This window comes from Kitasatospora sp. DSM 101779 (genome assembly GCF_025655475.1).
Lineage (GTDB): Bacteria > Actinomycetota > Actinomycetes > Streptomycetales > Streptomycetaceae > Kitasatospora.
This window is the reverse complement of record NZ_JAHTIK010000001.1, coordinates 6005119-6031241: the sequence shown is the minus strand read 5'-3', so window position 1 is coordinate 6031241 and position 26123 is coordinate 6005119. Positions and strand designations below refer to the sequence as shown.

22 protein-coding genes are annotated in these 26123 nt (G+C 74.6%); 7 read left to right on the top strand and 15 right to left on the bottom strand.

What is annotated here, in order from left to right; genetic code table 11:
* Window positions 1–29: 29 nt before the first annotated feature.
* The 7 genes from murD to rsmH form a co-directional block, all read right to left on the bottom strand.
* A complete protein-coding gene (gene murD, locus KSNIM_RS27475; protein WP_263105802.1) occupies window positions 30–1457 on the bottom strand; it encodes a UDP-N-acetylmuramoyl-L-alanine--D-glutamate ligase in 1428 nt (475 codons plus the stop codon).
* On the bottom strand, window positions 1454–2515 hold the full coding sequence (gene mraY, locus KSNIM_RS27470; RefSeq protein WP_263105801.1) for a phospho-N-acetylmuramoyl-pentapeptide-transferase: 1062 nt from the start codon (window positions 2513–2515) through the stop codon (window positions 1454–1456). Before mraY ends, murD begins: the two co-directional genes overlap by 4 nt.
* Entirely contained in the window at window positions 2512–3915 is a 1404-nt protein-coding gene (locus KSNIM_RS27465; protein ID WP_263105800.1) for a UDP-N-acetylmuramoyl-tripeptide--D-alanyl-D-alanine ligase, read from the bottom strand. Before KSNIM_RS27465 ends, mraY begins: the two co-directional genes overlap by 4 nt.
* Window positions 3912–5498: a UDP-N-acetylmuramoyl-L-alanyl-D-glutamate--2,6-diaminopimelate ligase gene (locus KSNIM_RS27460; RefSeq protein WP_317634060.1), complete on the bottom strand. Its 1587-nt coding sequence runs from the start codon at window positions 5496–5498 to the stop codon at window positions 3912–3914. The genes KSNIM_RS27465 and KSNIM_RS27460 overlap by 4 nt, the downstream gene beginning before the upstream one ends.
* A gap of 113 nt (window positions 5499–5611) precedes the next feature.
* The gene (locus KSNIM_RS27455; RefSeq protein ID WP_263105799.1) at window positions 5612–7726 is read right to left on the bottom strand and encodes a peptidoglycan D,D-transpeptidase FtsI family protein; all 2115 of its coding nucleotides are present in this window, start codon (window positions 7724–7726) and stop codon (window positions 5612–5614) included.
* Complete coding sequence (locus KSNIM_RS27450; RefSeq protein WP_263105798.1) at window positions 7723–8178, bottom strand: FtsB family cell division protein; 456 nt, start codon at window positions 8176–8178, stop codon at window positions 7723–7725. The genes KSNIM_RS27455 and KSNIM_RS27450 overlap by 4 nt, the downstream gene beginning before the upstream one ends.
* Window positions 8179–8371: 193 nt before the next feature.
* Entirely contained in the window at window positions 8372–9340 is a 969-nt protein-coding gene (rsmH, locus tag KSNIM_RS27445; protein ID WP_263105797.1) for a 16S rRNA (cytosine(1402)-N(4))-methyltransferase RsmH, read from the bottom strand.
* Window positions 9341–9876: 536 nt separating this feature from the next.
* Between rsmH and KSNIM_RS27440 the strand changes: the two genes are divergently transcribed.
* The 4 genes from KSNIM_RS27440 (at window position 9877) to KSNIM_RS27425 (ending at window position 15548) form a co-directional block, all read left to right on the top strand.
* Window positions 9877–10416, top strand: coding sequence for a beta-class carbonic anhydrase (locus KSNIM_RS27440; RefSeq protein ID WP_263105796.1), 540 nt, complete (start codon window positions 9877–9879; stop codon window positions 10414–10416).
* 329 nt (window positions 10417–10745) lie between these two features.
* Window positions 10746–11771 (top strand): AAA family ATPase, encoded by a 1026-nt coding sequence (locus tag KSNIM_RS27435; protein ID WP_411543782.1) that lies wholly within the window; start codon window positions 10746–10748, stop codon window positions 11769–11771.
* A 1-nt stretch (window position 11772) separates the two neighbouring features.
* On the top strand, window positions 11773–13116 hold the full coding sequence (locus tag KSNIM_RS27430; protein ID WP_263105795.1) for a DUF58 domain-containing protein: 1344 nt from the start codon (window positions 11773–11775) through the stop codon (window positions 13114–13116).
* A complete protein-coding gene (locus KSNIM_RS27425) occupies window positions 13113–15548 on the top strand; it encodes a DUF3488 and transglutaminase-like domain-containing protein (RefSeq protein WP_263105794.1) in 2436 nt (811 codons plus the stop codon). The genes KSNIM_RS27430 and KSNIM_RS27425 overlap by 4 nt, the downstream gene beginning before the upstream one ends.
* A 95-nt stretch (window positions 15549–15643) precedes the next feature.
* Here the strand turns inward: KSNIM_RS27425 and KSNIM_RS27420 are convergent, their stop codons facing one another.
* From KSNIM_RS27420 to KSNIM_RS27410, 3 genes are all read right to left on the bottom strand, one after another.
* Window positions 15644–16027 carry a DUF3040 domain-containing protein gene (locus KSNIM_RS27420; protein ID WP_030262858.1) on the bottom strand — a complete coding sequence of 128 codons (384 nt, stop codon included), beginning with the start codon at window positions 16025–16027 and terminating at the stop codon, window positions 15644–15646.
* 274 nt (window positions 16028–16301) lie between these two features.
* The gene (locus tag KSNIM_RS27415) at window positions 16302–17054 is read right to left on the bottom strand and encodes a methyltransferase domain-containing protein (protein ID WP_263105793.1); all 753 of its coding nucleotides are present in this window, start codon (window positions 17052–17054) and stop codon (window positions 16302–16304) included.
* Between the two features lie 110 nt (window positions 17055–17164).
* Entirely contained in the window at window positions 17165–17686 is a 522-nt protein-coding gene (locus KSNIM_RS27410) for an SAV_6107 family HEPN domain-containing protein (protein ID WP_263105792.1), read from the bottom strand.
* 593 nt (window positions 17687–18279) lie between these two features.
* On the opposite strand from KSNIM_RS27410, the gene KSNIM_RS27405 reads away from it, so the two are divergent.
* Together KSNIM_RS27405 and KSNIM_RS27400 are read left to right on the top strand one after the other, a co-directional pair.
* Window positions 18280–18891 (top strand): DUF4126 domain-containing protein, encoded by a 612-nt coding sequence (locus tag KSNIM_RS27405; RefSeq protein ID WP_263105791.1) that lies wholly within the window; start codon window positions 18280–18282, stop codon window positions 18889–18891.
* 159 nt (window positions 18892–19050) lie between these two features.
* Window positions 19051–20436, top strand: a complete 1386-nt coding sequence (locus tag KSNIM_RS27400; protein ID WP_263105790.1) for a phytoene desaturase family protein — start codon at window positions 19051–19053, stop codon at window positions 20434–20436.
* 13 nt (window positions 20437–20449) lie between these two features.
* Here KSNIM_RS27400 and KSNIM_RS27395 read toward each other — a convergent pair whose 3' ends face one another.
* Together KSNIM_RS27395 and metF are read right to left on the bottom strand one after the other, a co-directional pair.
* Window positions 20450–21295, bottom strand: a complete 846-nt coding sequence (locus KSNIM_RS27395) for a hypothetical protein (RefSeq protein ID WP_263105789.1) — start codon at window positions 21293–21295, stop codon at window positions 20450–20452.
* Between the two features lie 87 nt (window positions 21296–21382).
* On the bottom strand, window positions 21383–22297 hold the full coding sequence (metF, locus tag KSNIM_RS27390; RefSeq protein ID WP_263105788.1) for a methylenetetrahydrofolate reductase [NAD(P)H]: 915 nt from the start codon (window positions 22295–22297) through the stop codon (window positions 21383–21385).
* A gap of 166 nt (window positions 22298–22463) precedes the next feature.
* Between metF and KSNIM_RS27385 the strand changes: the two genes are divergently transcribed.
* On the top strand, window positions 22464–23588 hold the full coding sequence (locus tag KSNIM_RS27385; protein ID WP_263105787.1) for a polyprenyl synthetase family protein: 1125 nt from the start codon (window positions 22464–22466) through the stop codon (window positions 23586–23588).
* Between the two features lie 175 nt (window positions 23589–23763).
* On the opposite strand, the gene thiE is transcribed toward KSNIM_RS27385, so the two are convergent.
* From thiE to KSNIM_RS27370, 3 genes are all read right to left on the bottom strand, one after another.
* Window positions 23764–24408: a thiamine phosphate synthase gene (gene thiE, locus KSNIM_RS27380; RefSeq protein WP_263105786.1), complete on the bottom strand. Its 645-nt coding sequence runs from the start codon at window positions 24406–24408 to the stop codon at window positions 23764–23766.
* The gene (locus KSNIM_RS27375) at window positions 24408–24773 is read right to left on the bottom strand and encodes an Rv2175c family DNA-binding protein (protein WP_263105785.1); all 366 of its coding nucleotides are present in this window, start codon (window positions 24771–24773) and stop codon (window positions 24408–24410) included. Before KSNIM_RS27375 ends, thiE begins: the two co-directional genes overlap by 1 nt.
* A gap of 118 nt (window positions 24774–24891) precedes the next feature.
* Window positions 24892–26094 carry an NAD(P)/FAD-dependent oxidoreductase gene (locus KSNIM_RS27370; protein ID WP_263105784.1) on the bottom strand — a complete coding sequence of 401 codons (1203 nt, stop codon included), beginning with the start codon at window positions 26092–26094 and terminating at the stop codon, window positions 24892–24894.
* Window positions 26095–26123: the final 29 nt, after the last annotated feature.

The following is a 26123-nucleotide window of genomic DNA, read 5'->3' as shown; positions in this document are numbered from 1 at the left end:
GGCAGCTGGTGCCGTCCGGCCTGTTTCCGCTATTCCATCAGGTCCAGGACCGCGGCGGCGAAGAGGTCGCCGCGTTCGCCGTAGTTGGTGAACATGTCCATCGAGGCGCAGGCGGGTGCCAGCAGGACGGTGTCCCCGGGCTCGGCGAGCGAGGCCGCCGTCCGGACGACGTCCGCCATCGCCTCGGCGCCAGTCTGGCCCGCGGCGGCTTCGACGACGGGGACATCCGGGGCGTGTCGCAGCAGCGCCTCGCGGATCAGCTCGCGGTCCTGGCCGATCAGCACGGCCCCCCGGAGGCGGTCGGCGGCGGCCGCCACGAGCTCGTCGAAGGTCGCGCCCTTGGCGAGTCCGCCGGCGATCCAGACCACCGGTTCGTACGCGGCGAGCGAGGCCGCCGCGGCGTGGGTGTTGGTGGCCTTGGAGTCGTCGACGTAGGTGACCCCGTCGACCTCGGCGACCCGCGCGATGCGGTGCGCGTCGGGGCGGAAGGCCCGCAGGCCGTCACGGACGGCCTTGGCGTCCACGCCGTAGGCGCGGGCGAGCGCGGCCGCGGCGAGGGCGTTGGCGATGTTGTGCGGGGCGGCCGGCACGACGTCGGAGACGGAGCCGATCTCGGCCGCGTTGTTGGCCCGGTCCTCGACGAACGCGCGGTCGACGAGCAGGCCGTCGACGACGCCGAAGTTCGACAGGCTCGGGGCGTCGAGGCCGAAGCCGATGGCCCGGCAGCCCTCCTCGACGTCGGCCTCGCGGACCAGCGCCTCGGTGGCCGGGTCGGCCAGGTTGTAGACGCAGGCGACCTTGTTGCCCTCGTAGATGCGGCCCTTGTCGGCGGCGTACGCCTCCATCGAGCCGTGCCAGTCGAGGTGGTCGGGCGCCAGGTTGAGGACGGCCGCCGAGTGCGGGCGCAGCGAGGGCGCCCAGTGCAGCTGGTAGCTGGAGAGTTCGACGGCGAGGACGTCGTAGGGCTCCTCGGCGAGCACCGCGTCCAGGACGGAGACGCCGACGTTGCCGACGGCGGCGGTCCGCTCTCCCGCCGCCGTGAGGATCGAGGCGAGCATCTGGACGGTGGTGGTCTTGCCGTTGGTGCCGGTGACGGCCAGCCAGGGGGCGGGTTCTCCGGTCGCCGGGTGCGGGCGGCGCAGCCGCCAGGCGAGTTCGACGTCGCCCCAGACGGGGACGCCGGCCTGCTCGGCGGCGACGAACAGCGGGCTGTTCGGCGGCCAGCCGGGCGAGGTGACGATCAGTTCGGTGCCCTCGGGGAGGGTCGCGCCGTCGCCGAGGCGGACGGCGATGCCGGTGAGGTCGGCGGCCTTGGCGCGCAGTGCGGGGCCGTCGCCGCCGTCGACGACGGTGACGTCGGCGCCGAGGTCGCGCAGCACCCGGGCGGCGCTGACGCCGGACAGGCCGAGGCCCGCCACGACGGCCCTCAGGCCGTTCCAGTCGGGGTTCTCCGTCATCCGGCCACCCATCCTGCGTAGAAGAGTCCGAGGCCGACGGCGACGCACAGGCCCTGGATGATCCAGAAGCGGACGACGATGAGCACCTCGCTCCAGCCCTTGAGCTCGAAGTGGTGCTGGAGCGGCGCCATCTTGAAGACGCGCTTGCCGGTCATCCGGAACGAGCCGACCTGGATGATCACGGACAGGGTGATGATCACGAACAGGCCGCCGAGCAGGGCCAGCAGCAGTTCGGTGCGGGAGCAGATGGCGAGGCCGGCGAGGGCGCCGCCGAGGGCGAGCGAGCCGGTGTCACCCATGAAGATCTTGGCGGGCGAGGTGTTCCACCACAGGAAGCCGAAGCAGGAGCCCATCAGGGCGGAGGCGACGACGGCGAGGTCGAGCGGGTCGCGGACCTCGTAGCAGCTCGCGGTGGCGGTGATCATGTGGGCGCAGGTCTGGCCGTACTGCCAGACGCCGATGAAGACGTACGCGCCGAAGACCATCACCGAGGCGCCGGTGGCGAGGCCGTCGAGGCCGTCGGTGAGGTTCACGCCGTTCGACATCGCGGCGATCATGAAGTAGGCGAAGATGACGAACAGCACCGGGCCGATCGACCACTTGAAGTCGTTGACGAACGACAGGCTGGTGGAGGCGGGAGTCTGTCCGCGGCTGTCGGCGAACTGGAGCGACAGGACGGCGAAGGCGAGGCCGACGAAGGACTGGCCGAGCAGCTTCGCCTTGGCCCGCAGGCCGAGGGAGCGACGCTTGACGACCTTGATGTAGTCGTCGAGGAAGCCGACCAGGCCCAGACCCGCCGTCAGGAACAGCACCAGCAGACCGGAAGCCGTGGGCGACTCGCCCGTTATCGCCTTGGTGGCGAAGTAGGCGATCAGCGTCGCCAGGATGAACGCGATGCCGCCCATGGTGGGGGTGCCGCGCTTGCTGTGGTGGGCCTTGGGGCCGTCGTCGCGGATGTACTGGCCGTAGCCGTGCTTGGCCAGCAGCTTGATCAGGGCGGGCGTGCCCAGCAGCGACAGGATCAGTCCGATGCCGCCGGAGAAGAGGATCTGCTTCACTGAGCGGCCCCATCGGCGAGCAGGGCCTCAGCGACCTTCTCCAGGCCGGCCGAACGGGAGGCCTTCACCAGCACCACGTCCCCAGGCTGCAGCTGACTGCGCAGCAGCTCGATCGCCGCGTCCGCGTCGGACACCAGCACCGACTCCTCACCCCACGAACCTTCGTTCCTCGCGCCGAGTTCCATGCAGGCCGCCTCGCGTCCGCCCACCGCCACCAGCTTGGTGACGTCGAGCCGGACGGCGAGCCGCCCGATGGCGTCGTGCTCGTCGAGGCTGTCCTCGCCGAGCTCCCGCATCTCCCCGAGCACCGCGAAGGTGCGGCGGCGCTCCGGGCCGCGGCCGGCCATCGACACCAGCGCCCGGAGTGCGGCCCGCATCGAGTCCGGGTTCGCGTTGTAGGCGTCGTTGACGACGGTGACACCGTCGGCCCGGTCGACGACCTCCATGCGCCAGCGGGACAGCGCACCCGCCTCGCTGAGCGCTTCGGCGGTGTCGTCGACGGGCATCCCGAGCTCCACCGCCACCGCTGCGGCGGCGAGGGCGTTCGAGACGTGGTGCTCACCGTACAGGCGCAGGTTCACGGGTGCGGAACCGGCTGGGGTGATCAGCGTGAAGGACGGCCGTCCGGTGGCGTCCAGGCGAACGTCGGCTGCACGGACGTGGGCGTCCCGGCTCTCGCCGAAGAGCACGACGCGGCCCTTGGTGCGGCTCGCCATCGCCCGCACCAGCGGGTCGTCGGCGTTGAGGACGGCGACGCCGTCGGCGCCGAGCGCCTCGACGATCTCGCCCTTGGCCTGCGCGATGCCCTCCTTGGAGCCGAACTCGCCGACGTGGGCGCTGCCGACGTTGAGGACGATCGCGATGCTGGGCGGGGTGATGCCGGTCAGGTACTCGATGTCGCCCTTGTGCCGGGCGCCCATCTCCAGCACCAGGTGCCTGGTGGCGGGCTCGACCCTCAGGGCCGTCATCGGGTGCCCGATCTCGTTGTTGAGGTTGCCGGGCGGGTAGACGGTCTCGCCGCGGCGCTGCAGCACCTGGGCGATCAGGTCCTTGGTGCTGGTCTTGCCGGAGGAGCCGGTGAGGGCGACCACGGCGGTGCCGGTGGCGCGCTCCACGACGGCGCGGGCGAGCCGGCCGAGGGCCGCCACCACGTCGTCCACCAGGATCGCGGGCACGCCGACCTGACGGGACGCCAGCACCGCGACGGCGCCGGCCCCGATCGCCTTGGCGGCGTAGTCGTGCCCGTCCACCTGCTCGCCGACCACGGCGACGAACAGGCCGCCGGGCTGCACCTGGCGGGAGTCCACCACGACCGCCCCGGTCACCACGGTCTCGGGGTCGGCGCCGTCGAGCGTGCCGCCGACCGCCGCGGCGGCCTCGGCGAGGGTCAGTGCGATCACGGCTGCTCTCCTTCGGGGGCCTGCTCGGGGCGGGCGGTGGCCTGCTGGGGGCGGACGGTCCGCGCGATGGCCTCGCGCAGCTCCTCACGGTCGTCGAACGGGCGGACCTCGCCCTTCGCGTACTGGCCGACCTCGTGGCCCTTGCCGGCCACCAGGACGGTGTCCCCGGCGTGCGCCCGGGCGACGGCGTGCCTGATCGCCTCGGCGCGGTCCGGCACCACCAGCACCTCGCCGCGCTCCTCCTCGGGCACCTCGGCGGCGCCGGCGAGCATCGCGGTGAGGATCGCCAGCGGGTCCTCGGAGCGCGGGTTGTCGCTGGTCAGCACGGCGGTGTCGGCGATCCGCGCGGCGATGGCGCCCATCGGGCCGCGCTTGAACGGGTCGCGGTCGCCGCCGCAGCCGACGACCACGTGCAGCCGGCCCTTGGTGACCTCGCGCAGCGACTCCAGGACGGCCTTCAGGGCGTCCGGCTTGTGCGCGTAGTCGACCACGGCGACGTACGGCTGGCCGGCGTCGACCCGCTCCAGGCGGCCGGGCACGCCGGTCGAGGCGGCGACCCCGGCGACCGCGGAGTGCAGCGGCACGCCGGCGGTGACCAGGGCGGTGATCGCGCCGAGCGCGTTGGCCACGTTGAACGGGCCGGGCAGCGGCACCGAGGCGTCCGCGGCGGCGCCGTCCGGGCCGACCACGCGGAAGGTCGAGCCGGCCGGGCCGAGCTGGACGTCCACGGCCCGCCAGTCGGCCTCCGGGTCGCCCTTCGCGGAGAAGGTCACCACCGGGATCGGCGCCTCGCCGGCCAGCCGGCGGCCGTAGGCGTCGTCGAGGTTGGCCACCCCGCGGCGGGCCTTGTCGGTCTGGAAGAGCCGGGCCTTGGCCCGGTAGTAGTCCTCCATGTCCGGGTGGAAGTCGAGGTGCTCGGGGGTGAGGTTGTTGAACAGCGCGACGTCGTACAGCACCCCGTCGACCCGGCCGAAGACCAGGGCGTGGCTGGAGACCTCCATGACCACGGCGGCCGCGCCGCGCTCGCGCATCACCGCGAGGACGGCGTGCAGGTCGGTGGACTCGGGGGTGGTGCGCTCGCTCTTGATCCGCTCGCTGCCGACCCGCATCTCGACGGTGCCGATCACCCCGGGCAGCAGGCCGCCGCCGCGCAGTCCGGCCTCGACCAGGTAGGAGGTGGTGGTCTTGCCGTTGGTGCCGGTCAGGCCGATCATCAGCAGCTGCTCGCTGGGGCGCCCGTACACCGCGGCGGCGAGGTGGCCCATCGCACCGCGGACGTTGTCCACCACCAGCAGCGGCGCACCGGCGTCCCGGGCGAGCTCGGCGCCGGCCGGGTCGGTCAGCACGGCGACGGCGCCCGCCGCCACCGCCTGCCCGGCGAAGGCGGCGCCGTGGTGGTTGGCACCGGGGAACGCCACGTACACGTCGCCGGGGCGCACCGCCCGGGAGTCGTGGGTGATGCCGGTGACCCCGGGGCCCTCTGCGGGCGCCAGGCCCAGCTGTCGGGCGACCTCGGCGAGCGGCAGCGCCGCCGGGCTGGAGGGGCGGGGCGGGCTCGCGGAGATTTGATCGGGTTTCGGCACGGCGGGCAGGGTATCGGCCGAAGGGCCTCCAGGGCCAAACCGGGCGGGGGTGCCCCCGTCGTTCCGCTCCGCCGGGCGCGGATCGCTGCTGCGGTGGTCGGGGGCGTCGTTCATCAGGGCTTCCAGTCGACGGGCAGGTTCGGCGCCTCGCTGCCGCTGGGCGCGACCCGCAGGGTCTTCAGGGCGAACTCCATCACCTGCTTGAACACCGGGCCGCACAGCTGGCCGCCGAAGTGGCCGTTGACCGGGTCCTGGATCACGCAGGAGACGGTGACCCGGGGCTGGTCGGCCGGTGCGAAGCCGATGAAGGAGGCGGTGTACCCGGAGTACCGGCCGGTCTTCGGGTCCACGCGGTTGGCGGTGCCGGTCTTGCCGGCCACCCGGTAGCCGGGGATCGCGGCCTTGGTGCCGGTGCCCTGCTCGTCGGTGACGACGGACTCCAGCATCTCGGTCAGCGTCTTCGCGGTCGCCTCGCTCACCACCCGGGTCTGCGCGCCGGGCGGGGACTGGGTGTAGCGGCCGTCCGGGCCGGTGGTGCCCATGACCATGCCGGGCGCGACCCGCACCCCGCCGTTGGCGATGGTGGAGAACACCGAGGTGGCCTGCAGGGCGTTGACCGACAGGCCCTGCCCGAACGGGATGGTGTACTGCTGCGAGCCCTTCCAGTCCTCCGGCTTGGCGAGGATGCCGCGGGTCTCGCCGGGGAAGCCGAGTCCGGTGGGCTGCCCGATCCCGAACTTCTGCAGGTAGCCGCCGAGCACCTGGTTGGCCTGGGCCTGGTCCTTGCCCAGGTGCTCGGCGGCCTCGATGGTGCCGATGTTGGAGGACTTGGCGAGCACGCCGGCCAGCGTCAGGTACCAGGTCTCGTGGTCGACGTCGTCGTGGAAGACCCGGTCGGAGCGCTGCAGCGTGTTGGGCACCGTGACGTGGGTGTCCCAGGTCGCGGTGCCGGTGTCCAGCACCGCGGCCATGGTCATCAGCTTGGCGGTGGAGCCGGGCTCGTAGGCGTCCTGGACGGCGGCGTTGCCGAGCTGCTCGGGCCGGGCCGAGGCGAGCTTGTTCGGGTCCAGGCCGGGCGAGGTGGCCATGGCGAGGACCCGGCCGGTCTTCACGTCCTGGACGACGACGTAGCCCTTCTCCGCCCCGGCGTTGGCGACCTGGTCGGTGATGGCCCGCTGGGCGGCCCACTGGATGTCCTTGTCGATGGTCAGCCGCAGGTCGGTGCCGGGCACCGGCGCCTGCATGCCGCCGCCGGAGCCGGGCACGATCCGCCCGCCGACCGAGGCGTAGGTGGAGCGCCCGTCCACGCCGGCCAGGTCCTTCTGGTACTGCAGCTCCAGCCCGCCGGTGCCGGTGCCCTCGGCGTTGACGAAGCCGACCAGGTTTCCGGCGAGGTCGCCGGCCGGGTAGACCCGGCGCTTGCTGGGCGACCAGACCACCCCGGCGAGGGTGTTGGCGCAGGCGGTGTCGACCGCGGTCCGGCCCCCCTTGTCCACGGGCTTGCCGAGCAGCTGGCGCTGCCCCCGGCAGGCCTTGGTGTCGGCCTGCTTGGCCAGGTCGGCGCGCAGGTCGGCGATCCTGTTCTTCGCCTCCGGGGTCTGCCGGGGGGCGAGCAGCGCGTACCGGCTCTTCGGGTTTTTCGGGTTGAGGTGCAGCAGCCCGGCGATCTTCTCCTTGGGCACGCCGAGGATCGGCGCGAGCAGCGCGGCGGCCTGCTCCGGCGCGTCCGGGACGTGGGTGGCCTCGGGGGTGAACAGCGTGGGGTCGGCGGTGATGTCGTAGGCGTCGACGGTGGTCGCCAGGACGGTGCCGTCGCTGGACGTTATCGAGCCGCGCTCCGCGGACAGCACGACCGGCACGTACTGGTTGGCGCCGGCCTCGGAGGCGAGCGCGTGCGAGTCGAGCAGCTGCAGCTGGACGAGCCGCCCGGCGAAGACCGTGAAGACGACGACCAGCGCGATGCCGGCCAGCCGCAGCCGCTTGCGCGGGTCGGCGAGGCGGATCATGCGCGGCTGCGGGCGGGCCGCGGGACGCTGCGGGCGGCGGGCCGGATGGGCGGCGCGCGGGTCGGCGGCACGGCCCCGGTCGGGGCGCGGGGGTGTCCGGCGGGCCTGGTCGGCGCTGCGCGGGCGGGGGGTGCGGGCCCGGTCGGCGGGTTTGCGGCCGGGCTCCCCGGGGCGGTGCGGGCGGCGGTCGCCGGGGCCCTGCGGGCGGCGCGGTGTGCTCATCGTCCGCTCCCGGGGTGCGGGGCCGTCGAGGTGGGAGCGGCCGGCGGGGCGGGTGCGATCTGCACCCCGTCGTCGCCCGCACCCGGCGACCGGGACGCCGTTCCGGCCGCGGCGGAGGGATCACCGGACGGGGCCGAGGGGGCGGCGGAGGCGTCCTCGGGCCGCTTGACCGGCGGGCTGTCCTGGGCCTGGCCGGGCTTGCCGAGCACCTTGCCGTCGTCCTGCAGGAAGGCCGGGCCGCCGCCGGGCACCATGCCCAGTTCGCGGGCGCGGCGGGCGAGTGCGTCGGGTGCGGCGTTCTGGTCGATCTGCGCCTGCAGGCCCTGCTTCTCGTCGGTCAGGTCGGTGGTCTGCTTCTTCAGCCGGGACAGCTCGAAGGAACCCTCGTTGAGGGCGGTGTTGAGCATCAGCAGGCCGAGCAGCCCGGCCGAGAGCAGCACGACGATCAGCACGGCGAACGGTGTCCGTCCGCGGACCGACCGGGTCTGCGGGCGGGCGGTGATCCGCCCCCGTCCCGTCTGCCCCGGGAGCGCGCCGCTCCTTCGGGTCCGACCGCCCCGCCCGCCCGCGGGCAGCAGGGGCCCACCGCCGGCCACCGGCACTGCGCCCTCCCTCTCGCCGTTCCTCGCTCGCCGTCCTCCCCGGTCAGCGCCGGGTCGCCCTGATCCTCTCCGCCACGCGCAGCCGGACGGGCGCGGCGCGCCGGTTCTCCTCGATCTCCGCCTCGGTGGCCAGCTCCGCGCCGCGGGTGTGCAACTTCAGCCAGGGCTGGAGTTCCTCGGGTACGAACGGCAGCCCGGGCGGAGCGGTGGACGTGGCGCCGGCCTGGAAGTACTGCTTGACCAGGCGGTCCTCCAGGGACTGGTAGGACATGACCACGATCCGGCCGCCGACCGCGAGGCGCTCCAGTGCGCCGGGGATCGCCCGGTCCAGCACCTCCAGTTCCCCGTTGACCTCGATCCGCAGGGCCTGGAAGGTGCGCTTGGCCGGGTTGCCGCCGGTGCGCCGGGTCGCCGCCGGGATGGCGTTGCGTACCAATTCGACGAGACGCGCGCTGGTGGTGAACGGTTCCTTCTGCCGTTCGCGGACGATCACCGAGGCGATCTTCCCGGCGAACCGCTCCTCGCCGTAGACCTTGAGGATCCGGGCGAGGTCTCCGTGGCTGTAGGTGTTGAGGACCTCGGCGGCGCTCAGGCCGCGGGTCTGGTCCATCCGCATGTCGAGCGGGGCGTCCTGGGCGTAGGCGAAGCCGCGGTCGGCCTCGTCCAGCTGCATCGACGAGACGCCGAGGTCGAACAGGACGCCGTGCACCTCGGGGATGCCCAGGTCGTCGAGGACCTGCGGGATCTCGTCGTACACGGCGTGCACCAGGGTGGCCCGGTCGCCGAAGGGGGCCAGGCGCTGCGCGGAGAGCTCCAGCGCGGCGGGGTCGCGGTCCACCGCGACCAGCCGGGCCCCGGGGAACTGGGTGAGGATCGCCTCGCTGTGGCCGCCGAGGCCCAGGGTGGCGTCGACCACCACGGCGCCGGGCGCGGAGGCCGCCGGGGCCAGCGCGTCCATGCAGCGCTGCAGCATCACCGGGACGTGCTTGGGTGCCGGACTCTCGTTGGACATCGCGCGGTGGCGCCCTTCCTCGGTGCGGCCGCCCGGGCCCGGACGGCTGGCCCCATTCTCGCCCACCGCCGGAGCGGATCCGGCCGCCGGGGCGCGGACCGCCCGGACGCACGCGGCCCGCGGTCCCCGCCCGCTCGCCTGGGGAAGGTGACCGCCCGGCACCGGGGAAGGTGCGCCAGGAGGCACAGGAGCGGGTGGAGGCCGCGGGCCGCGTACGGGAGCGCCCCGGCTGCCGGCCCCGAGGGGGCGTCGGCGGGGCGCGGGGGCCGTGCTCCACTGCGCCGCCAGACTATCGCCCGCTCACGCCGAGTCAACGCTCCCCGACGGAGCGCCACCCGGGCGGCGGTACGGACCGGCGCAGGTCACGGCCGTCGTGTCCCGAGCGGGCCGGCCGGGCGCACCGCGGCGGCCCGCGCCGGGCATACCGGGAGGAACGGCGCAACCCACCCGGCCTGCGGCGCAGCGCGGCTATGGACTCGATCACAGCCCGCGGCCGCCCGCACCACGGCCCCGGGATTCGGATTACCTTCGTCACCATGACAGTGACCCCCGACCGGCCCGTGCCGAATGCCGCTGCCAGTCCCACCTCCGACATCATCGACCGCTTCGTGGCGTCGAACCGCGAGTACGCAGTCGAGTTCCGCGACGGCGGCATGGACGCCCGACCCGTGCAGAAGGTGGCCGTGGTGGCGTGCATGGACGCCCGCCTCGACCTGTTCGCCGCGCTCGGCCTCGAGCTCGGCGACGCGCACATCATCCGCAACGCGGGCGGCGTCGTCACCGACGACACCATCCGCTCGCTCACCATCAGCCAGCGTGCCCTCGGCACCCGCTCGGTGGTGCTGATCCACCACACCGGCTGCGGTCTGCTCGGCCTCACCGAGGACTTCCGCCGCGAGCTGGAGGCCGAGGTCGGCCAGCGCCCGCAGTGGGCGGTGGAGGCGTTCGTGGACCTGGACGGCGACGTCCGCCAGTCCATGCAGCGGGTCCGTACCTCGCCGTTCCTGCCGCACACCGACGACGTCCGCGGCTTCGTCTTCGACGTCCACACCGGGCTGCTCCGCGAGATCGTCTGAGTTCGCGTCCGCCCCGACCGGGGCGGACGACCGCTCCCCACCCGGCCAGCGTCGTCCGGGTCCGCTCCCCGAACGGGCTCCCGTCCCGGGCGTCATCGGTGTCGGGACGAACCGGGACACTGCACGCGTCTCGCCCGCCCGAGTGACTTCCGGCCGTGCGACAGGGAAGAATGCCCGTGCAGGCCCGGCCCCGATCCACCCGGGGCGGCCCGCCGCACGCCCACCGCCCGTGCCACTCCTCGCCGGACTCGCACGCCCGCCCGGGCGGTGCGCCATCGGTGCAGCCGGCCGCCTGAGCCGGCACAAGTGGTCCACATGGGAGCGAACGGGTGACGACCTACAACACGCAGGGCACGGCGGGCGCGACCCGTTCCGACGGTTTCGCGGCCCGCAGGCCCGCGGGGCTCCAGGAGCTGGGCGCGGTGGCCGAGCGCATCCGCGCGTCGGTGGAGAGCGTCATCGAGGGCAAGCCGGAGGCCGTCCGGATCGCGCTGACCGTACTGCTGGCCGAGGGCCACCTGCTGCTGGAGGACGTGCCCGGCGTCGGCAAGACCATGCTCGCCAAGGCGCTGGCCCGGTCCGTGGACTGCACGGTGCGCCGCATCCAGTTCACCCCGGACCTGCTGCCCTCGGACGTCACCGGCACCAACGTCTTCGACCAGCACCAGCGGGACTTCGAGTTCCGGCCGGGCGCGATCTTCGCGCAGATCGTCGTCGGCGACGAGATCAACCGGGCCTCGCCGAAGACCCAGTCGGCGCTGCTGGAGTCGATGGAGGAGCGCCAGGTCACCATCGACGGCACCAGCTACGAGCTGCCCTCGCCGTTCATGGTCGTGGCGACCCAGAACCCGGTCGAGATGGAGGGCACCTACCCGCTGCCCGAGGCCCAGCGGGACCGCTTCATGGCCCGGGTGTCGATCGGCTACCCCAGCGCCGACGCGGAGTTCGCGATGCTGGACGTGCACGCCGGCGCCAACCCGCTGGAGGACCTGCAGCCGGTCGCGCACGCCGCCGACATCCTCAAGCTGATCGAGGTGGTCCGCTCGGTGCACGTCGCCGACGCGGTGCGCCGCTACGCGGTCGACCTGGTCGCCGCCACCCGCTCCCACCCGGAGCTGCGGCTCGGTGCCTCGCCGCGCGCCACCCTGCACCTGGTGCGGGCCGCCCGGGCCGCCGCCGCGCTGGAGGGCCGCGACTACGTGGTGCCGGACGACGTGCAGGGGCTGGCCGTGCCGGTGCTGGCGCACCGCCTGCTGCCGACCGCCGAGAGCCGGCTGAACCGGCGCACCGCCGAGCAGGTCGTGCTGGACCTGGTCGCGCGGCTGCCGATCCCCCGTCCGCTGGGGCGCGGCTGACGTGGCCGCGGGCGAGAACCCTCCGCCGCAGGCCGGGCAGGCGCCGCACGGACTGCGGTCGGGGCTGCACGGGCTGACCACCCGCGGGCGTTCCTTCCTCGCCGCCGGGATCACCGCCTCGCTGTGCGCGTACGTCTTCGGGCAGGACGCGCTGCTGCGGGTCGGCGTGCTGCTGGCGGCGCTGCCGCTGGCCTCGGCGGTCTGGTTGCTGCGCACCCGCTACCGGGTGGCGGGCGGCCGCCGGCTGTCCCCGCACCGGGCGCCGGCGGGCCAGGAGGCCCGGGTGCACCTGCGGCTGGACAACGTGTCCCGGATGCCCACCGGTGTGCTGATGCTGGAGGACCGCGTCCCGTACGTGCTCGGGCCGCGGCCGCGGTTCGTGCTGGACCGGGTCGAGCCGCACGGCTACCGCGAGGTGTCCTACCGGGTCCGTTCGGACCTGCGCGGCCGCTACCCGCTGGGTCCGTTGCAGCTGCGGCTGTCCGACCCGTTCGGGATGTGCGAGCTGGGCCGCTCGTTCAACGCCTCCGACGTGCTCACCGTGGTGCCGCAGGTGGTGCCGCTGCCGCCGGTGCGGCTGCCGGGCGAGCGGGCCGGGCACGGCGACACCAACGCCCGCGCGCTGGCGCTGGCCGGCGACGACGACGTGATCCCGCGCGAGTACCGGCACGGCGACGACCTGCGCCGGGTGCACTGGAAGTCCACCGCGCGGTACGGCGAGCTGATGGTCCGCCGCGAGGAGCAGCCGCTGCGGGCGCACGCCGCGGTGCTGTTGGACACCCGGGAGATCGCGCACCGCGGCACCGGGCCCGGCTCGTCCTTCGAGTGGGCGGTGAGCTGCGCCGCGTCCGTCGGCGTCCACCTGGTGGACCGCGGCTACCGGACGCGGCTGGTCACCGACACCGGCCACGCGGTGCCGTCCGCGGGCAACCCGGCCAGCACCACGCCCGCCGAGGCGAACGGGCTGCTGCTGGACGAGCTCGCGGTCGTCGACCACTCCGACGGCGGCGGGCTGGCCCGCGCCGAGGAGGTGCTGCGCGGCGGCGAGGGCCTGCTCGTCGCGATCGTCGGCTCGCTCGACTCCGAGCAGCTGGAGCGGCTCTGCGGGCTGCGCCGCCGGGCCGCCGGCGCGGTGCTGTTCCTGCTCGACACGGCGACCTGGGCGGGCCTGCGGCACCTGCTGCCGAACACCGGGGACGGCGCCTTCGAGGAGCAGCAGAAGATGCTGCGGCGGGCCGGCTGGACGGTCCTGCCGGTGAAGGCCGGCGCCTCGCTGCCCGAGCTGTGGCGTTCGGCCGACCGCACCGAGCAGTCGAGCCCCTACCGAGACGAGGTCGGCGCGTGACCACCCGGGCCCGATTGACGATCAACGCGGCAACGGCGACCGCGCTCACCTCGCTGTGCCTGCTGCCGCTGGTCACCACGCACGGCTGGTTCGTGCAGGCCCTCCTGCTGGTGGCGGTCGCGGCCGCGGCCGGCGCCGGGCTGCGCCGGCTGGCCGTCGCCGGCTGGGCGGTCACGCCGCTGCAGCTGCTGATCGTCCTATACGCGCTGATGCTGCTGTCGGTGCGCCGGTCGATGACCTGGGGGCTGCTGCCCGGCGGGCGGGCGCTCGACGCGCTGAGCTCACTGCTCACTCAGGCCGGCACGGACCTCGGCCAGTACGCGGTGCCTGCGCCGGACACGGCGGGCCTGCGGCTGGTGCTGGTCGGCTCGGTCGCCCTGATCGCGGTGCTGGTGGACGCGCTGGCGGTCACCCACCGCCGGGCGGCGGCGGCCGGTCTGCCGCTGCTGGCGCTGTACTCGGTGGGCTGCGGCCTGTCCGGGGTGGGCTCGGGCTCGTGGATCTGGTTCCTGCCCGCGGCCGGCGGCTACCTGCTGCTGCTCCGCGCGGAGGGCCAGGACCGGCTGTCGCGCTGGGGCCGGGTGTTCAGCGGCACCGGCAAGGCGACGAACACGCCGCCGGTGCACAACGGGCACCGGGTCGGTGTGATCGCGCTGGTGCTGGCGGTGGCGGTGCCCGCGTTCCTGCCGCAGGCGGGTCTGGGGCTGGTCGGTGCGATCGGCGGCAGCGGCTCGGGCACCGGCAGCGGCTCCGGGTACCGGGTGACCTCGCTGAACCCGGTGGTGGCACTGACCGAGAGCCTGCACCGGACGGACCCGGTGCCGCTGCTGCAGTACCGCACCACCGCGCAGTCGGTCGGCGAGATGTACCTGCGGATCGGCGCGCTGGACGAGTTCAACGGCGTCGACTGGCGGTTCTCCCCGCAGAAGCTCCAGCAGCGGCCGGAGCCGCTCCCGAAGCCCGCCGGCCTGTCCTCGGCGGTCGCGGTCACCCAGGCGAGCACCCATGTGGCGATCTCGGAGAACCTGCGGACCGACTGGCTGCCGGTGCCGTACCCGGCGAGCTCGGTGTCGGTGCAGGGCAACTGGCGGTACGAGCCGGACACCCGTACCCTGGTCGGCGCGGACGGCCAGAAGACCGACGGCCTCACCTACGACGTGACCAGCCTGGACGTGCGGCCGACCGCCGAGCAGCTGCGCTCGGCCGGACCCGTCCCGCCCGACCTGCCCGGGCGGTACCTGCAGCTGCCGGACTCGCTGCCGGCCCAGGTCGCGAAGACGGCGCAGGAGGTGACGGCGGGCAAGGACAACGCCTTCGACCGGGCGGTGGCGCTGCAGGACTGGTTCACCTCGCCGCAGTTCCACTACGACACCGACATCGAGGCCGGCACCGGCACCAACGCGATCCTGAAGTTCCTGCAGGACCGGCGGGGCTTCTGTGTGCACTTCGCGTCGACCATGGCCGCGATGGCCCGGACCCTCGGCATCCCGGCCCGGGTGGCGATCGGCTTCACCCCGGGCAGCTCCAGCGACGGCGCGGTGTACGTCGTGCGGTCGACCAACTACCACGCCTGGCCCGAGCTGTACTTCGCGGGCACCGGCTGGGTCCGGTTCGAGCCGACGCCGTCGGCCGGGCAGGGCGCGATCGTGCCGAACTACACCCGCCCGGAGACCGCCCCGTCGGCCGGCGCGACCACCGCGCAGCCGAGCGACCAGCCGAGCGACGCCGCTTCGGCCTCGCCGGGTGCGACCAACAGCTGCGGCGCCGGCCACCGTGCGGAGGACTGCTCGGACCAGCAGACCGCCGCAACGCAGACCGTGCAGGGCGAGCCGTGGTGGCTGTCCTGGCGGGCGCTGGCGACGTACTCGCTGGTGGCGCTGGCGCTGGCGCTGCTGGCGGTGCCGGCGCTGTGGCGGGCGAGGCTGCGGCGGCGCCGGCTCGGAGCCGGACGGCACCTGGCGGGCGCCGAGCGGAAGGCGCTGAGCGACGCGCAGGTGCTGGCCGCCTGGCAGGAGCTGATCGACTCGGCCTGGGACCTCGGCATTCCGCCGGACGACGCCAGTACGCCGCGCCGCACCGTGGCGCGGATCGCGCAGCTCGGCTTGCTGGACGGGCAGGCGCAGGCGGCGGCGGGCCGGGTCGCGCTCGCCACCGAGCAGGTGCTGTACGCCCGGGAGACCGGGCCGGTGCCGCCGCTCGGCGCGGACGTGCTCGCCACCCGTGACGCGCTGCGGGCCTCGGTCGGCCGGTACGGCCGGCTGCGGGCGGTGCTGCTGCCGCCGTCGGCGGCGCGCCTGTGGTGGCGGGCCACCGAGCGGGTCGGCGCGGTGCAGCAGGCGGTGCGCGGCCGCTTCGACGCACTGGCGGGTGCGGTCCGCGGGGCCGTACGCCGGGTGCTGCGGCGCCCGCCCGAGGAGGACGGCCGGTCCTGACCGGCCGCACTCCCGATCGCCGGAGAACGGCGCCGGGGGCGGACAGTCCGGTGAACTGTCCGCCCCCGGCGGTGGTCGCTCGTGGTCCAGAGGTCCTAGAGGCCGTCGTGTTCGTCGCGGCGTCGTTGCCAGCGCTGTTCCATCCGGTCCATCACGTTCGCCTTGCGGCGGGGAGCAGGGGATGCCTTGGGGCCCGATCCGTGCCCGAGGGCACCGCGCCGCCAACCGGTCACGGCGAGGACCGCGCAGCCAAGCATCACCAGGAAACCGATCACGCTCACCCAGATCAGCTGGGCGACCATGCCTCCCATCAGGAGACCGACGCCAGCCACGAACCCTGCGGCGGCCAGGTAGACCCTCCGACGGGTGTAGGTGCGCAGGCCGGTTCCCTCAAGCGCTGACGCGAATTTGGGATCTTCGGCGTACAGCGCTCGCTCCATCTGCTCGAGCAGTCGCTGCTCGTGCTCCGAGAGCGGCACGGAGTCCTCCTACTCGTCGGTCGCGGGGCGACCGGTCCGCCACCCCTGGGCCTGATCCTGTGTGGTCCATATGCCCCAGGCGTTCGGGTGTCATGCTTTCCGGCTTTACCCAGATCATACGGTCCACAGGGCCTGTACGGGGTGGTCGTGGACACGTGCCATCGACCACTTCGGAGCCGCCCTGCACCGGTGCCAACGCGCCTGCCCGCGCACAAGTGCCCGGATCATCGGAATCTCCGCAGACCAGGGCCGCCCGGGCGGCCCGGCGGCGGGCTCAGACGAGGGCGGCCAGCAGGTGGAGCTGGGTGGCGACGGCGTGGAAGGCGGGGTCCTCGGCGGCGGCCAGCTCCAGCTTGAGCAGGGCCTCCATCGCGCCCGGTTCGGTGTCGACGAGCACCCCGGGGACGAGGTCGGCGAAGACCCGTACACCGTGCACGGAGCGAACCTGGAGGCCGGCCGCGGCGGCGAGGCCGGACAGCTCCTCGCCGGTGAAGCGGCGCGGCATCGGGTCGCCGGCGCCCCAGCGGCCGTCCTCGGCGTCCAGGACCGTGCGGGCCTCGACGAAGTGGCCGGCCAGCGCGCGGGCGAGCACCGCGCCGTTGCGGTTGGCGGCGAGCAGGCTCACCAGACCGCCCTTGCGCAGCGTGCCGGTGAGGCTGCCGAGCGCCTCCGCCGGGTCGTCGACGACCTCCAGCACGCCGTGGCAGAGCACCGCGTCGGCCGAGCCGGCCTCGACCACCTCGGGCAGCGTCTGGGTGTCGCCCTGCACCGCCCGGACGAGGTCGGTGACACCGGCCTCGGCGGCGCGCCGCTCCAGCGCGAACAGCGCGTCCGGGCTCGGGTCGACGACCGTGACGCGGTGGCCGAGCCGGGCCACCGGCACGGCGAAGTTGCCGGTGCCGCCGCCCGTGTCGAGGACGTCCAGCACCGGCCGGTCGAGCTCCGCGGCGCGCTGCTCCAGGGCGGTGCGCAGCACCTCCCAGACCACGGCGGTACGCAGGGCACTGCGGGGACGCGTCGGGTACACGGCGGGGCTCCTCGGTACTGGGATCGATCACCGAACGCCACCACCTTAGGCCCTGCGCCGCCCGCCGACGGGCCCCGAGCACCGCGGGCCGGTGCGGGGCCCTGCGCCGGTCACTCCGCCAGCGGTAAGGGCTGCTGGGGGACGGCCGGACCGAGGCCGAGCAGGCGCTCGACGATGCGCAGGTACAGGCCGGTGTTGCGGATCAGGTCGTCGGCGTCGCGGGCGGTGGCGGCGGTGCGGATACCGGCCTCGGCGGCGGCCCTGCGCCGTGCGCCCGCGGCGAAGTAGCCGGCCCACTCGGCGAGCTCGGGCGCGACCCCCGGCAGCAGCTCCCAGGCGCTGCGGATGGCCTTGCGGCGGCGCGGGTGGGGGTCGGGCCGGCCGCGCACGGCGAGCACCGCGGCGGTGGTGCGCAGCGCGGCGAGGTGGGCGGTGGCGTAACGCTCCAGCGGGTCCGGCAGGCTGCGGGCGGCGGTGAGGGTGCGGTGGGCCTGGCGGAGCAGGTCGAGGGCGGCGGGCGGGGCGTCCGCGCGCCGCACCACGGGGTGGACATCGGCGGCGCGGGTGCGTCCGGCGGGCAGGGTGTCGGCGACAGGGTGGCGGGTGACGCGCTCGGGGCGGCTGATGGTCATGGTCTCCCCCGGTCCGATGCGGGTGCCCGGACCGGGCGGCCCGCGCCCCTCCAGCGTGGCAACCGCCACTGACAATCCCGGGTGCGAACGGTCCGGCCGGGGCGCGGGGGGCCACGGTGGCAGGAGATGCGGCGGGGGCGGCAGTCCCGGGCCGGACCGGCACCCCCGTCGCCGTCCGGCCGGGCGCTGCCGCCCCGCACGTCTGCCGGAGGCCGTTCCCCCGGCCTCCGGTCCCCCGGTCGGGCCGTCCCCCCGGACCGCGCTCCGCCGCCCCGTGCCGGCGGTGCGCGGCCCCGATCGGCCCGTGCAGCGCGACCGGGCCGGCCCGCCGGTCCCCCACTGGCGGCGGATGGCCCTGTCGCATCCCGGGCGGTGTGTTGCGGTTGCCCCGCCCGGCGCCCACCACTATGGCGTCCCCGCAGGTCAGGTGGCATCCGTCGGCGTACTCATTCGCGGACCTGAGTATCCGTACTCAGCCCCCCGGCGGGCGGCCGGCCCGGGAACCGGCGGGCCGTGCCGCGCGTCCTTGCAGCACCGGTACGGTACGTCCCGACCGCCCGGGTGTCGGGCGGCCCTGCCGGAGGGGAGCAGAGTTGAGCATCATCCCGTTGATCTTCACCAGCGGCTGGGCGAGCGGTGTCAACGCCTACGCCGTGGTGCTGCTGCTCGGCCTGTTCGGCCGGTTCGGCGGCGCGGAGTCCGTGCCGCCCGCGCTGGAGCGCACGGACGTGCTGATCGCCGCAGCGGTGCTGTTCCTCTGCGAGGCGGTCGCCGACAAGATCCCGTACGTGGACTCGGTGTGGGACGTGGTGCACACCGTGATCCGCCCGGCCGCGGGCACGGTCGTCGGCGTGCTGATGGCGAGCAACGACCCGGGGTCGCTGAGCGAGGTCGCCGCGGGTGCGCTCGGCGGTACGACGGCGCTGGTCAGCCACGGCATCAAGGCCTCACTGCGGATGGCGGTCAACACCTCGCCCGAGCCGGCCTCGAACATCGTGGTCAGCCTGCTGGAGGACCTCTCGGTGGCCGGCCTGGTCACCCTGGCGGTCTTCCACCCGTGGGTGGCTGCCTCGGCGGCCGCGGTGCTGCTGGTGGTGGGGGTGCTGCTGGTCTGGTTCGCGGTGTCCCGCATCCGCCGCTTCCTCCAGCGCCGCCGCGAACGCCGCGCCGCCCGGGCCGGGGCCACCGCCCAGCCGCAGTACTGACCCCCGTAGGGGCGCGGGGGAACCTGTGTCGGCTGCTCCCGGCTTGCCGCGTGCACCGCCCCGGACCGCGTAGTCCCCGCGCCCCCGAGTGGTCACCCGGAGCTCCCCTGCACCGACCGCGTGCCGCCGTCCGGAGGTTCGCCCGTAGGATCGGCTCCCATGGCACGGATCGTCATCATCGGCGCAGGCATGGCCGGACTCGCGGCAGCGGCCCGGCTCGGTACCCTCGGCCACCGGGTGACGGTCTGCGAGGCCGCCCCGACGTACGGCGGCATGGTCGGCCGGTACGAGCGGGACGGCTTCGCCTTCGACACCGGGCCCGGTGTGCTCAACCTGCCGGCCGTCTACCGCGACCTGGCGCTGAAGAGCGGCCGTGAGCCGCTGGAGCAGCTGGTCGAGCTCGTCCCGGTGGAACCGGAGAGCCGGCACCTCTTCCCGGACGGCACCGACCTGGTCCTGCCGAACGCCTCCCGCGGCGGCGTCGCCAGGGCGCTGGACGCCGCCTTCGGCGCCGGGTCCGGCGACCGCTGGGGCGAGGTGATGAACCGCGGCCGGGCGGTGTGGGAGGCCACCCGCCGCCCGCTGATGGAGGAGCCGCTGCCCGAAGGCCGGCTCGCCGACCCGTACCCGCGGCCGCCGCGCCGCGGTCCCGCCAAGTGGCTGCCGCGCGGCTCGTACAGCCTCGACGACGTGGCCCGCCGCGAGCTCGGCGGCCACCCGGGGCTGACGGCGCTGCTCACCGAGTACGCGACCCGGTTCGGCCTCGGGCCCGACGCCCCGGCCGGGGCGACCGTGCTGGCGTACATGGAGCAGTCCTTCGGCGTCTGGTACGTCCGCGGCGGTATCCGGGTGCTGGCCGACGCGGTGTTCCGCCGCTGCGAGCAGCGCGGGGCCGAGTTCCGCTTCGGCACCCGGGTGACCGAGGTGCTGACCGCGGGCGGCCGGGCCTGCGGGGTGCTGACGGCCGACGGCGAGCGGATCGACGCCGACCTGGTGCTCTCCTCCTCGCCCGACCCGGGCCTCGGGTGGGAGAAGCCGGGCAGCGGCCTGGGCCGGGTGCGGGTGCTGCTCGCGCTGCGCGGGGCCCGGCCGGAGGGCACCGTGCACCGGACGGTGGTGCACGCCGAGGGCGCGGGCTGGGAGACGGAGGCGCTGCTCCACGGGGACAGCGTCCCCGAGGGGCCGACCGTGCAGGTGCTGCGGCCGGACGACCCGTCGCTGGTCCCGGACGCCGGCCACGAGGCGGTGACCCTCACCGTCACCTGCGGGGTGCAGGAGGGCGACGACCTGGACGCCTACGCGGGCCACCTGCTCGACCACCTGGCGAAGTCCGGGCTGGACCTGCGCGAGCGGGTGCTCTGGCGGGAGGTGCGGTCCACGGAGTGGGTGCCCGTCCCCTCACTCGCGGGCGGCACCCTCAACCCGCCGAACGGGACCCGCGTCCCGGGGCTGTACCGGATCGGCGGCGGCGCCCACCCCGGCGGCGGGCTCGCCCGGGTCGGCATGTCCGCCTCGATCACCGCCGGGCTGGTCGGCCCGGCCTGACCCGGCCCACCGCTCAGCCCTGCTGCTGGTAGTCCCAGGTCTGCTGCTGGTAGTGGCCCTGCTGCTGCGGGACGGCCGCCTGCTGCTGGTACTCCCAGCCCTGCTGGTAGTAGTAGCCCTGCTGCTGGGCCTGCTGCGCCTGCTGCGCCTGCTGGGCGGCGAACTGCTGCGCGGCGTACGGGTCCTGCTGGTCCCAGCCGTAGACGGCCTGCTGGGCGTGGGCGACCTGCTGGCCGTACGGGTCCGGCTGCTGGTACTGGGCGTAGGCGGCCTGCTGCTGCGCCGCCCACTGCTGGTCCCAGCCGTAGCCGGCCTGCTGCTGCGCGTACGCGTCCTGGTAGACGGGCTGCTGCGGGACGGCCTGCTGGGTCCAGGCCGGCTGCTCCTGCTGCTGGTACGCCTGCGGCTCGGCGTAGACACCGTCGGCGGCGATCTCCTCGACCTCGGTGTACGCGGCGAGGGCCAGGTCGGGCTCGACCGGGCCCACCGCGCCGACGACCGGCGGCTCGGGCAGCGCCGTCTCCGCGGCCCCGGCCGCACCGCCGGTGGCGGCGCTCAGCAGCGGGACACGGGCCAGCGGACCGGGCAGGCTGCCGTCCGGGCCCCGCAGCGACCAGCCGGCGACGAAGCCGCGCTTCACCGAGGTGGTCACGAAGAACTGGCCGACCGCGAAGGCGGCCGCGCCGATGCCGATGACCAGCACCGACTGCAGCCGCATGCCGCCGACCACGGTGAGGAAGCCCGCGAGGGCGACGCCGCGCCACACCACCGGGGCGCGGTTCTGCAGCAGGAGTTCGGCGATCAGCCAGAGCGCGACGACCGCGAGGGCGGCGTACAGCAGCAGGTACCCGATGCCCATCCCGCTACCTCCACTCGCGCGCGCCGCATGTGCGGGCGACTGTACAGGCTGCGGACGAACACCACTGCATCCGTGACGGGACCGGTCTCAGCGCCGGTGCAGGCCGAGGTTCTGGTAGATCTCCAGCGTGGAGGTGGAGTGGTTGAGGGTGATGAAGTGCAGGCCCGGCGCGCCCTCGGCGAGCAGCCGCTCGGACATCGCGGTGGCGTGCTCGATGCCCACCGCCCGCACCGCCTCCGGGTCGTCGGCGACGGCCAGGAAGCGGGCCTTCAGCTCCTCCGGGAAGTCGGAGCCGGACAGCTGCGGGAAGCGCTCCAGCTGCCGGATGTTGGTGACCGGCATGATCTCCGGGATGATCGGCGTGGTGCAGCCCGCCGCCGCGACCCGGTCGCGCAGCCGCAGGTAGTCCTCGACCTCGAAGAACATCTGGGTGATCGCGTAGTCCGCGCCGGCCCGGCACTTGGCGACGAAGTGGCGGATGTCGTCGTCCCAGTTCTCCGAGCGCGGGTGCATCTGCGGGAAGGCGGCCACGCCCACGCAGAAGTCGCCGATCCCCTTGATCAGCTCGACCAGCTCGTAGGCGTAGGTGACGCCCTCCGGGTGCCGGACCCACTCGCCCATCGGGTCGCCGGGCGGGTCGCCGCGCACCGCGAGCACGTTGCGCACGCCCTCGTCGGCGTACTGGCCGATGATGTTGCGCAGCTCGGCCACCGAGTGCTCGACGGCGGTCAGGTGGGCGACCGGGGTCAGGGTGGTCTCGGTCGCGATCCGGCCGACCATGTTGACCGTGCGGCTGCGCGAGGAGCCCCCGGCGCCATAGGTCATGCAGACGAAGTTGGGGTCGAGCGCCTCGACCCGGCGGATCGCGTCCCAGAGGCGGCGCTCGCCGACCTCGTTGCGCGGCGGCATGAACTCGAACGAGAACGACCGGTCACCGGCCGCCAGCAGATCCCGGACGGTCGGCGCGTGGTCGGTCCGGGTGGAGGGGATGCCGAGTGCCATGGTGGCAGGCTAGCGGTCAGCCGCGGAGGGTGACCAAACGTAGTCCACTGAATGAGACGTGCACGTGGGACACGGCGTCACGGGGCCACCCGCCGGTCGCGGTCCGCCGGGTCGGAGCACCGATTCGGGACGGGGACGGCCGCCGGATAGGCTGATTGTCAGCCCAATGATCCGGAGTCCCACCGTGCCCTCCCCCACCAGCCTGCCGGCCAACCCGATCGACCGTGAGGCCGTGCGCGACCGCGTGAACGCAGCGCTCGCCGCGTTCATGGACGGCCGGAGCACCCTGCTCGCCGGCATCTCCCCCCAGCTCGGCCCGGTCTCCGAGGCACTGCGGGACTTCCTGCTCGACGGCGGCAAGCGGCTGCGGCCCGCCTTCTGCTACTGGGGCTGGCGCGGTGCCGGCGGCTCCGCCGACCACCCCGGCATCGCCGACGCCGCCGCCGCCCTCGAACTCCTCCAGGCCAGCGCCCTCGTCCACGACGACCTCATGGACCGCAGCGACACCCGCCGCGGCCTGCCCTCCGTCCACCGCCGCTTCGAGGGCCTGCACCGCGAGCACGGCTGGCGCGGCGACCGGGAGCAGTACGGCGCCAGCGCCGCCGTCCTGCTCGGCGACCTGCTGCTGATCTGGTGCGACGAGCTCTTCCAGAGCTCCGGGCTGCCGGACGACGCGGTGCGGGCCGCCAAGCCCGTCTTCGACCTCATGCGCACCGAGGTCATGGTCGGGCAGTACCTCGACGTCCTCGAACCGGTCGCCGGGGACTCCGCCGACGCAGGGGCGCTCGACCGGGCGCAGACCGTCCTGCACTACAAGTCCGCGAAGTACACCATCGAACGGCCGCTCCAGGTCGGCGCCCTGCTCGCCGGCGCCGGACCCGAACTCGTCGAGGCCTACGGGGCGTTCGGGCTGCCACTCGGCGAGGCCTTCCAGCTCCGCGACGACCTGCTCGGCGTCTTCGGCGACCCTGCGGTCACCGGCAAGCCCGCCGGGGACGACCTCCGCGAGGGCAAGCGGACGCTCCTCGTCGCCCACGCGATGCGGGGGCTCGCGCCCGCGGACGCCCGGCACCTCGACGAGCGGCTCGGCGCGGCCGACCTGACGGCCGAGGAGATCCCCGTCCTGCGGGAGCTGGTGGAGCGCAGCGGCGCGGCCGACCGCGTCGAACGGCGCATCGAGGAACTCCTCGAACAGTCCCTCGCCGCCCTCGACGCCGCCCCCCTCGCCGACGGCCCCGCCCGCCCCACCCTCCTCGCCCTCGCCGAAGCCGCCACCATCCGCAAGCACTGAGGAACGGCTTGACGTAGGGGAGGCACAAAAGGGGCGCGTGGGGGCACCTCCCGGCCGAAGGCTGGGGGAGAACTGCGCAGTCCGGGAGTGGGTCGCCGTACGGAACGAGGCTGGGCCCTGATCCGCACGGTCGCCCACATCCGCATTGCGCAGTTCCCCGCGCGCCCCTGATGGGCTAGCTTTCGCGGATGCGCCGGGCCAGGGAGGCCGCTGCCGCGCCCGGGTCCTCGGCGGCGGTGATGGCGCGGACGACGACGATCCGCCGCGCCCCGGCCGCGAGCACCTCGTCGAGGTTGGTCTCGTCGATGCCGCCGATGGCGAACCACGGACGGTCCGTCACGGCCTTCGCCGCGTAGGAGACCAGGCCGAGGCCGGGTGCCGGGCGGCCGGGCTTGGTGGGGGTGGGCCAGACGGGGCCGGTGCAGAAGTAGTCGACGCCGGCCTCGGCGATCGCCGCGTCGACCTCGCTCTCGGCGTGGCAGGACCGCCCGATCAGGACGTCCTCGCCGAGGACGGCCCGGGCCGCCGGCACCGGCAGGTCGTCCTGCCCGAGGTGCAGCACCTGAGGACCGGCGGCGTGCGCGACGTCCGCGCGGTCGTTGACCGCGAAGAGCTTGCCGTGGCGGCGCGCCGCGTCGGCGAAGACCTCCAGGTACTCCAGCTCCTGCCGGGCCTCCAGGTTCTTGTCCCGGAGCTGGACGATGTCCACGCCGCCCGCCAGCACGGCGTCGAGGAACTCGGCCAGGTCGCCCTGCTCGCGGCGGGCGTCGGTGCACAGGTAGAGCCGGGCGTCGGCCAGTTGCTCGCGCGGGTCCGGCATCAGAGCGCCATCGCCTGGGCGCGGCGCTTGACCTCGGTGGCGCGGTTCTCGTGCAGGGCCTGGATGGGGCTGCCGGGCAGCGACGGGTCCTCGGTGAAGAGCCACTCGAGGATCTCCTCGTCGCTGAAGCCGGAGTCCCGCAGGACGGTCAGGGTTCCGATCAGGTGCTTGACCGGGCCCTCCGGCGTGATGAACGCGGCGGGCACCTGCAGCGACTTGTTCTCCCCCCGGCGGACGGCCAGCAGGGTGTTGGACTTCACCATGTTGCGGACCTCGGTGACCTGCACTCCCCACAGTTCGGAGATGTCGGGCAGGTACATCCAGGCTGGGACCAGGGCGTCAATCTTGGGATCGATCTCACTCACGGCACCAGACTGCCACCTGCCGGGCCCCGCGCGCACGCAGCCCGCACCGTCCGCCCGGTACCGATGGCGGATCGTGACCGGACGACCGCCCGGGGCGGCGGCCCCCGGTGGGCGCGGCTCAGGCCGCGGCGGCCTTCAGCGGGACGGCCGGGTCGGCGGCGCGGGCGCGGTCGAGCGGGGTGCCCCGCTCGATCAGCCGCTTGGCCTGGTTGAGGTCGCGGGGCCGGTCCACGGCGAGCAGGGCTACGGGGGCGCCGCCGCGCAGCCACAGCACCGACCAGGTCGGCTCGTCCGGGCTGCCGCGCCACAGCAGTTCGTCGGCGTCGGCGTGCCGGCCGGCGTACTGGACCATGCGGCCGAACTGCTCGGACCAGAAATACGGCACCGGGTCGTAGGCGGCGTCGGAGCCGAGCAGCGAGGCGGCCGCGGCGGCGCCGGACTGCAGGGCGTGGTCCCAGTGCTGGACGGTGAGCCGGGTGCCGGAGCGGCGCGAGGGGTACGAGGTGCAGTCGCCGGCCGCCCACACGCCGGGGGCGCTCGTGCGCAGCCGCTCGTCGACCAGGACGGCGCCGGCCGCATCGAGGGCGACGCCGGAGCCGGCGAGCCAGCCGGTGGCCGGACGGGCGCCGATGCCGACGACGACGTGGTCGGCGGCGATCCGGCCGCCGTCGGCGAGCAGCAGGCCGGCGGGTTCGACGGCGGCGACGCCGGTGCCGCAGCGCAGGTCGACGCCGGCGTCCGCGTACCAGCGGGCCATCAGGGCGCCGAGTTCGGCGGGCAGGGCGCCGGGCAGCGGGGCGGGGCCGGCCTCGACGACGGTGACCTGGCAGCCGAGCTGCCGGGCGACGGTGGCGGTCTCGGCGCCGATCCAGCCGGCGCCGACCAGGGCGAGCCTGGTCCCGGGGGTGAGGTCGGCACGCAGCGCCAGGGCGTCGTCGAGGGTGCGCAGCAGGCGGGCGCCGGCGGCGCCGGGCAGGGTGGTGGCCTCGGCGCCGGTGGCGATCACCAGGGCGTCGTGGGCGAGCGGGCCGGCGTCGGTGTGCAGGACGCCGGGTTCGAGGCCGGTGGCGCGGCGGCCGAGCAGCAGGTCGACGCCGAGCTGCTCCCAGTCGATGTCGAAGGCGGTGGAGTCGCTCTTGCCGAGCAGGACGTCCTTGGAGAGCGGCGGCCGGTCGTACGGGCGGTGCGGCTCGTCGCCGACCAGGGCGACCGTCCCGCGGAAGCCGCCCTGCCGCAGGGCGAGGGCGCACTGGGCTCCGGCCATGCCGGTGCCGGCGATCAGGACGCGGTCCGTTCCGTTCAGCTCTGCCACGGCGGCCACCCTATCGGCCGGGGTGTCCAGCCTGTGTA

Excerpts from the sequence above, each read along its gene's own strand:
- murD (WP_263105802.1), bottom strand. The coding sequence starts at position 1,457 with ATGACGGAGAACCCCGACTGGAACGGCCTGAGGGCCGTCGTGGCGGGC.
- KSNIM_RS27455 (WP_263105799.1), bottom strand. The coding sequence starts at position 7,726 with ATGAGCACACCGCGCCGCCCGCAGGGCCCCGGCGACCGCCGCCCGCAC.
- rsmH (WP_263105797.1), bottom strand. The coding sequence starts at position 9,340 with ATGTCCAACGAGAGTCCGGCACCCAAGCACGTCCCGGTGATGCTGCAG.
- KSNIM_RS27440 (WP_263105796.1), top strand. The coding sequence starts at position 9,877 with ATGACAGTGACCCCCGACCGGCCCGTGCCGAATGCCGCTGCCAGTCCC.
- KSNIM_RS27410 (WP_263105792.1), bottom strand. The coding sequence starts at position 17,686 with ATGACCATCAGCCGCCCCGAGCGCGTCACCCGCCACCCTGTCGCCGAC.
- KSNIM_RS27400 (WP_263105790.1), top strand. The coding sequence starts at position 19,051 with ATGGCACGGATCGTCATCATCGGCGCAGGCATGGCCGGACTCGCGGCA.
- KSNIM_RS27395 (WP_263105789.1), bottom strand. The coding sequence starts at position 21,295 with ATGGGCATCGGGTACCTGCTGCTGTACGCCGCCCTCGCGGTCGTCGCG.
- metF (WP_263105788.1), bottom strand. The coding sequence starts at position 22,297 with ATGGCACTCGGCATCCCCTCCACCCGGACCGACCACGCGCCGACCGTC.
- KSNIM_RS27385 (WP_263105787.1), top strand. The coding sequence starts at position 22,464 with ATGATCCGGAGTCCCACCGTGCCCTCCCCCACCAGCCTGCCGGCCAAC.
- thiE (WP_263105786.1), bottom strand. The coding sequence starts at position 24,408 with ATGCCGGACCCGCGCGAGCAACTGGCCGACGCCCGGCTCTACCTGTGC.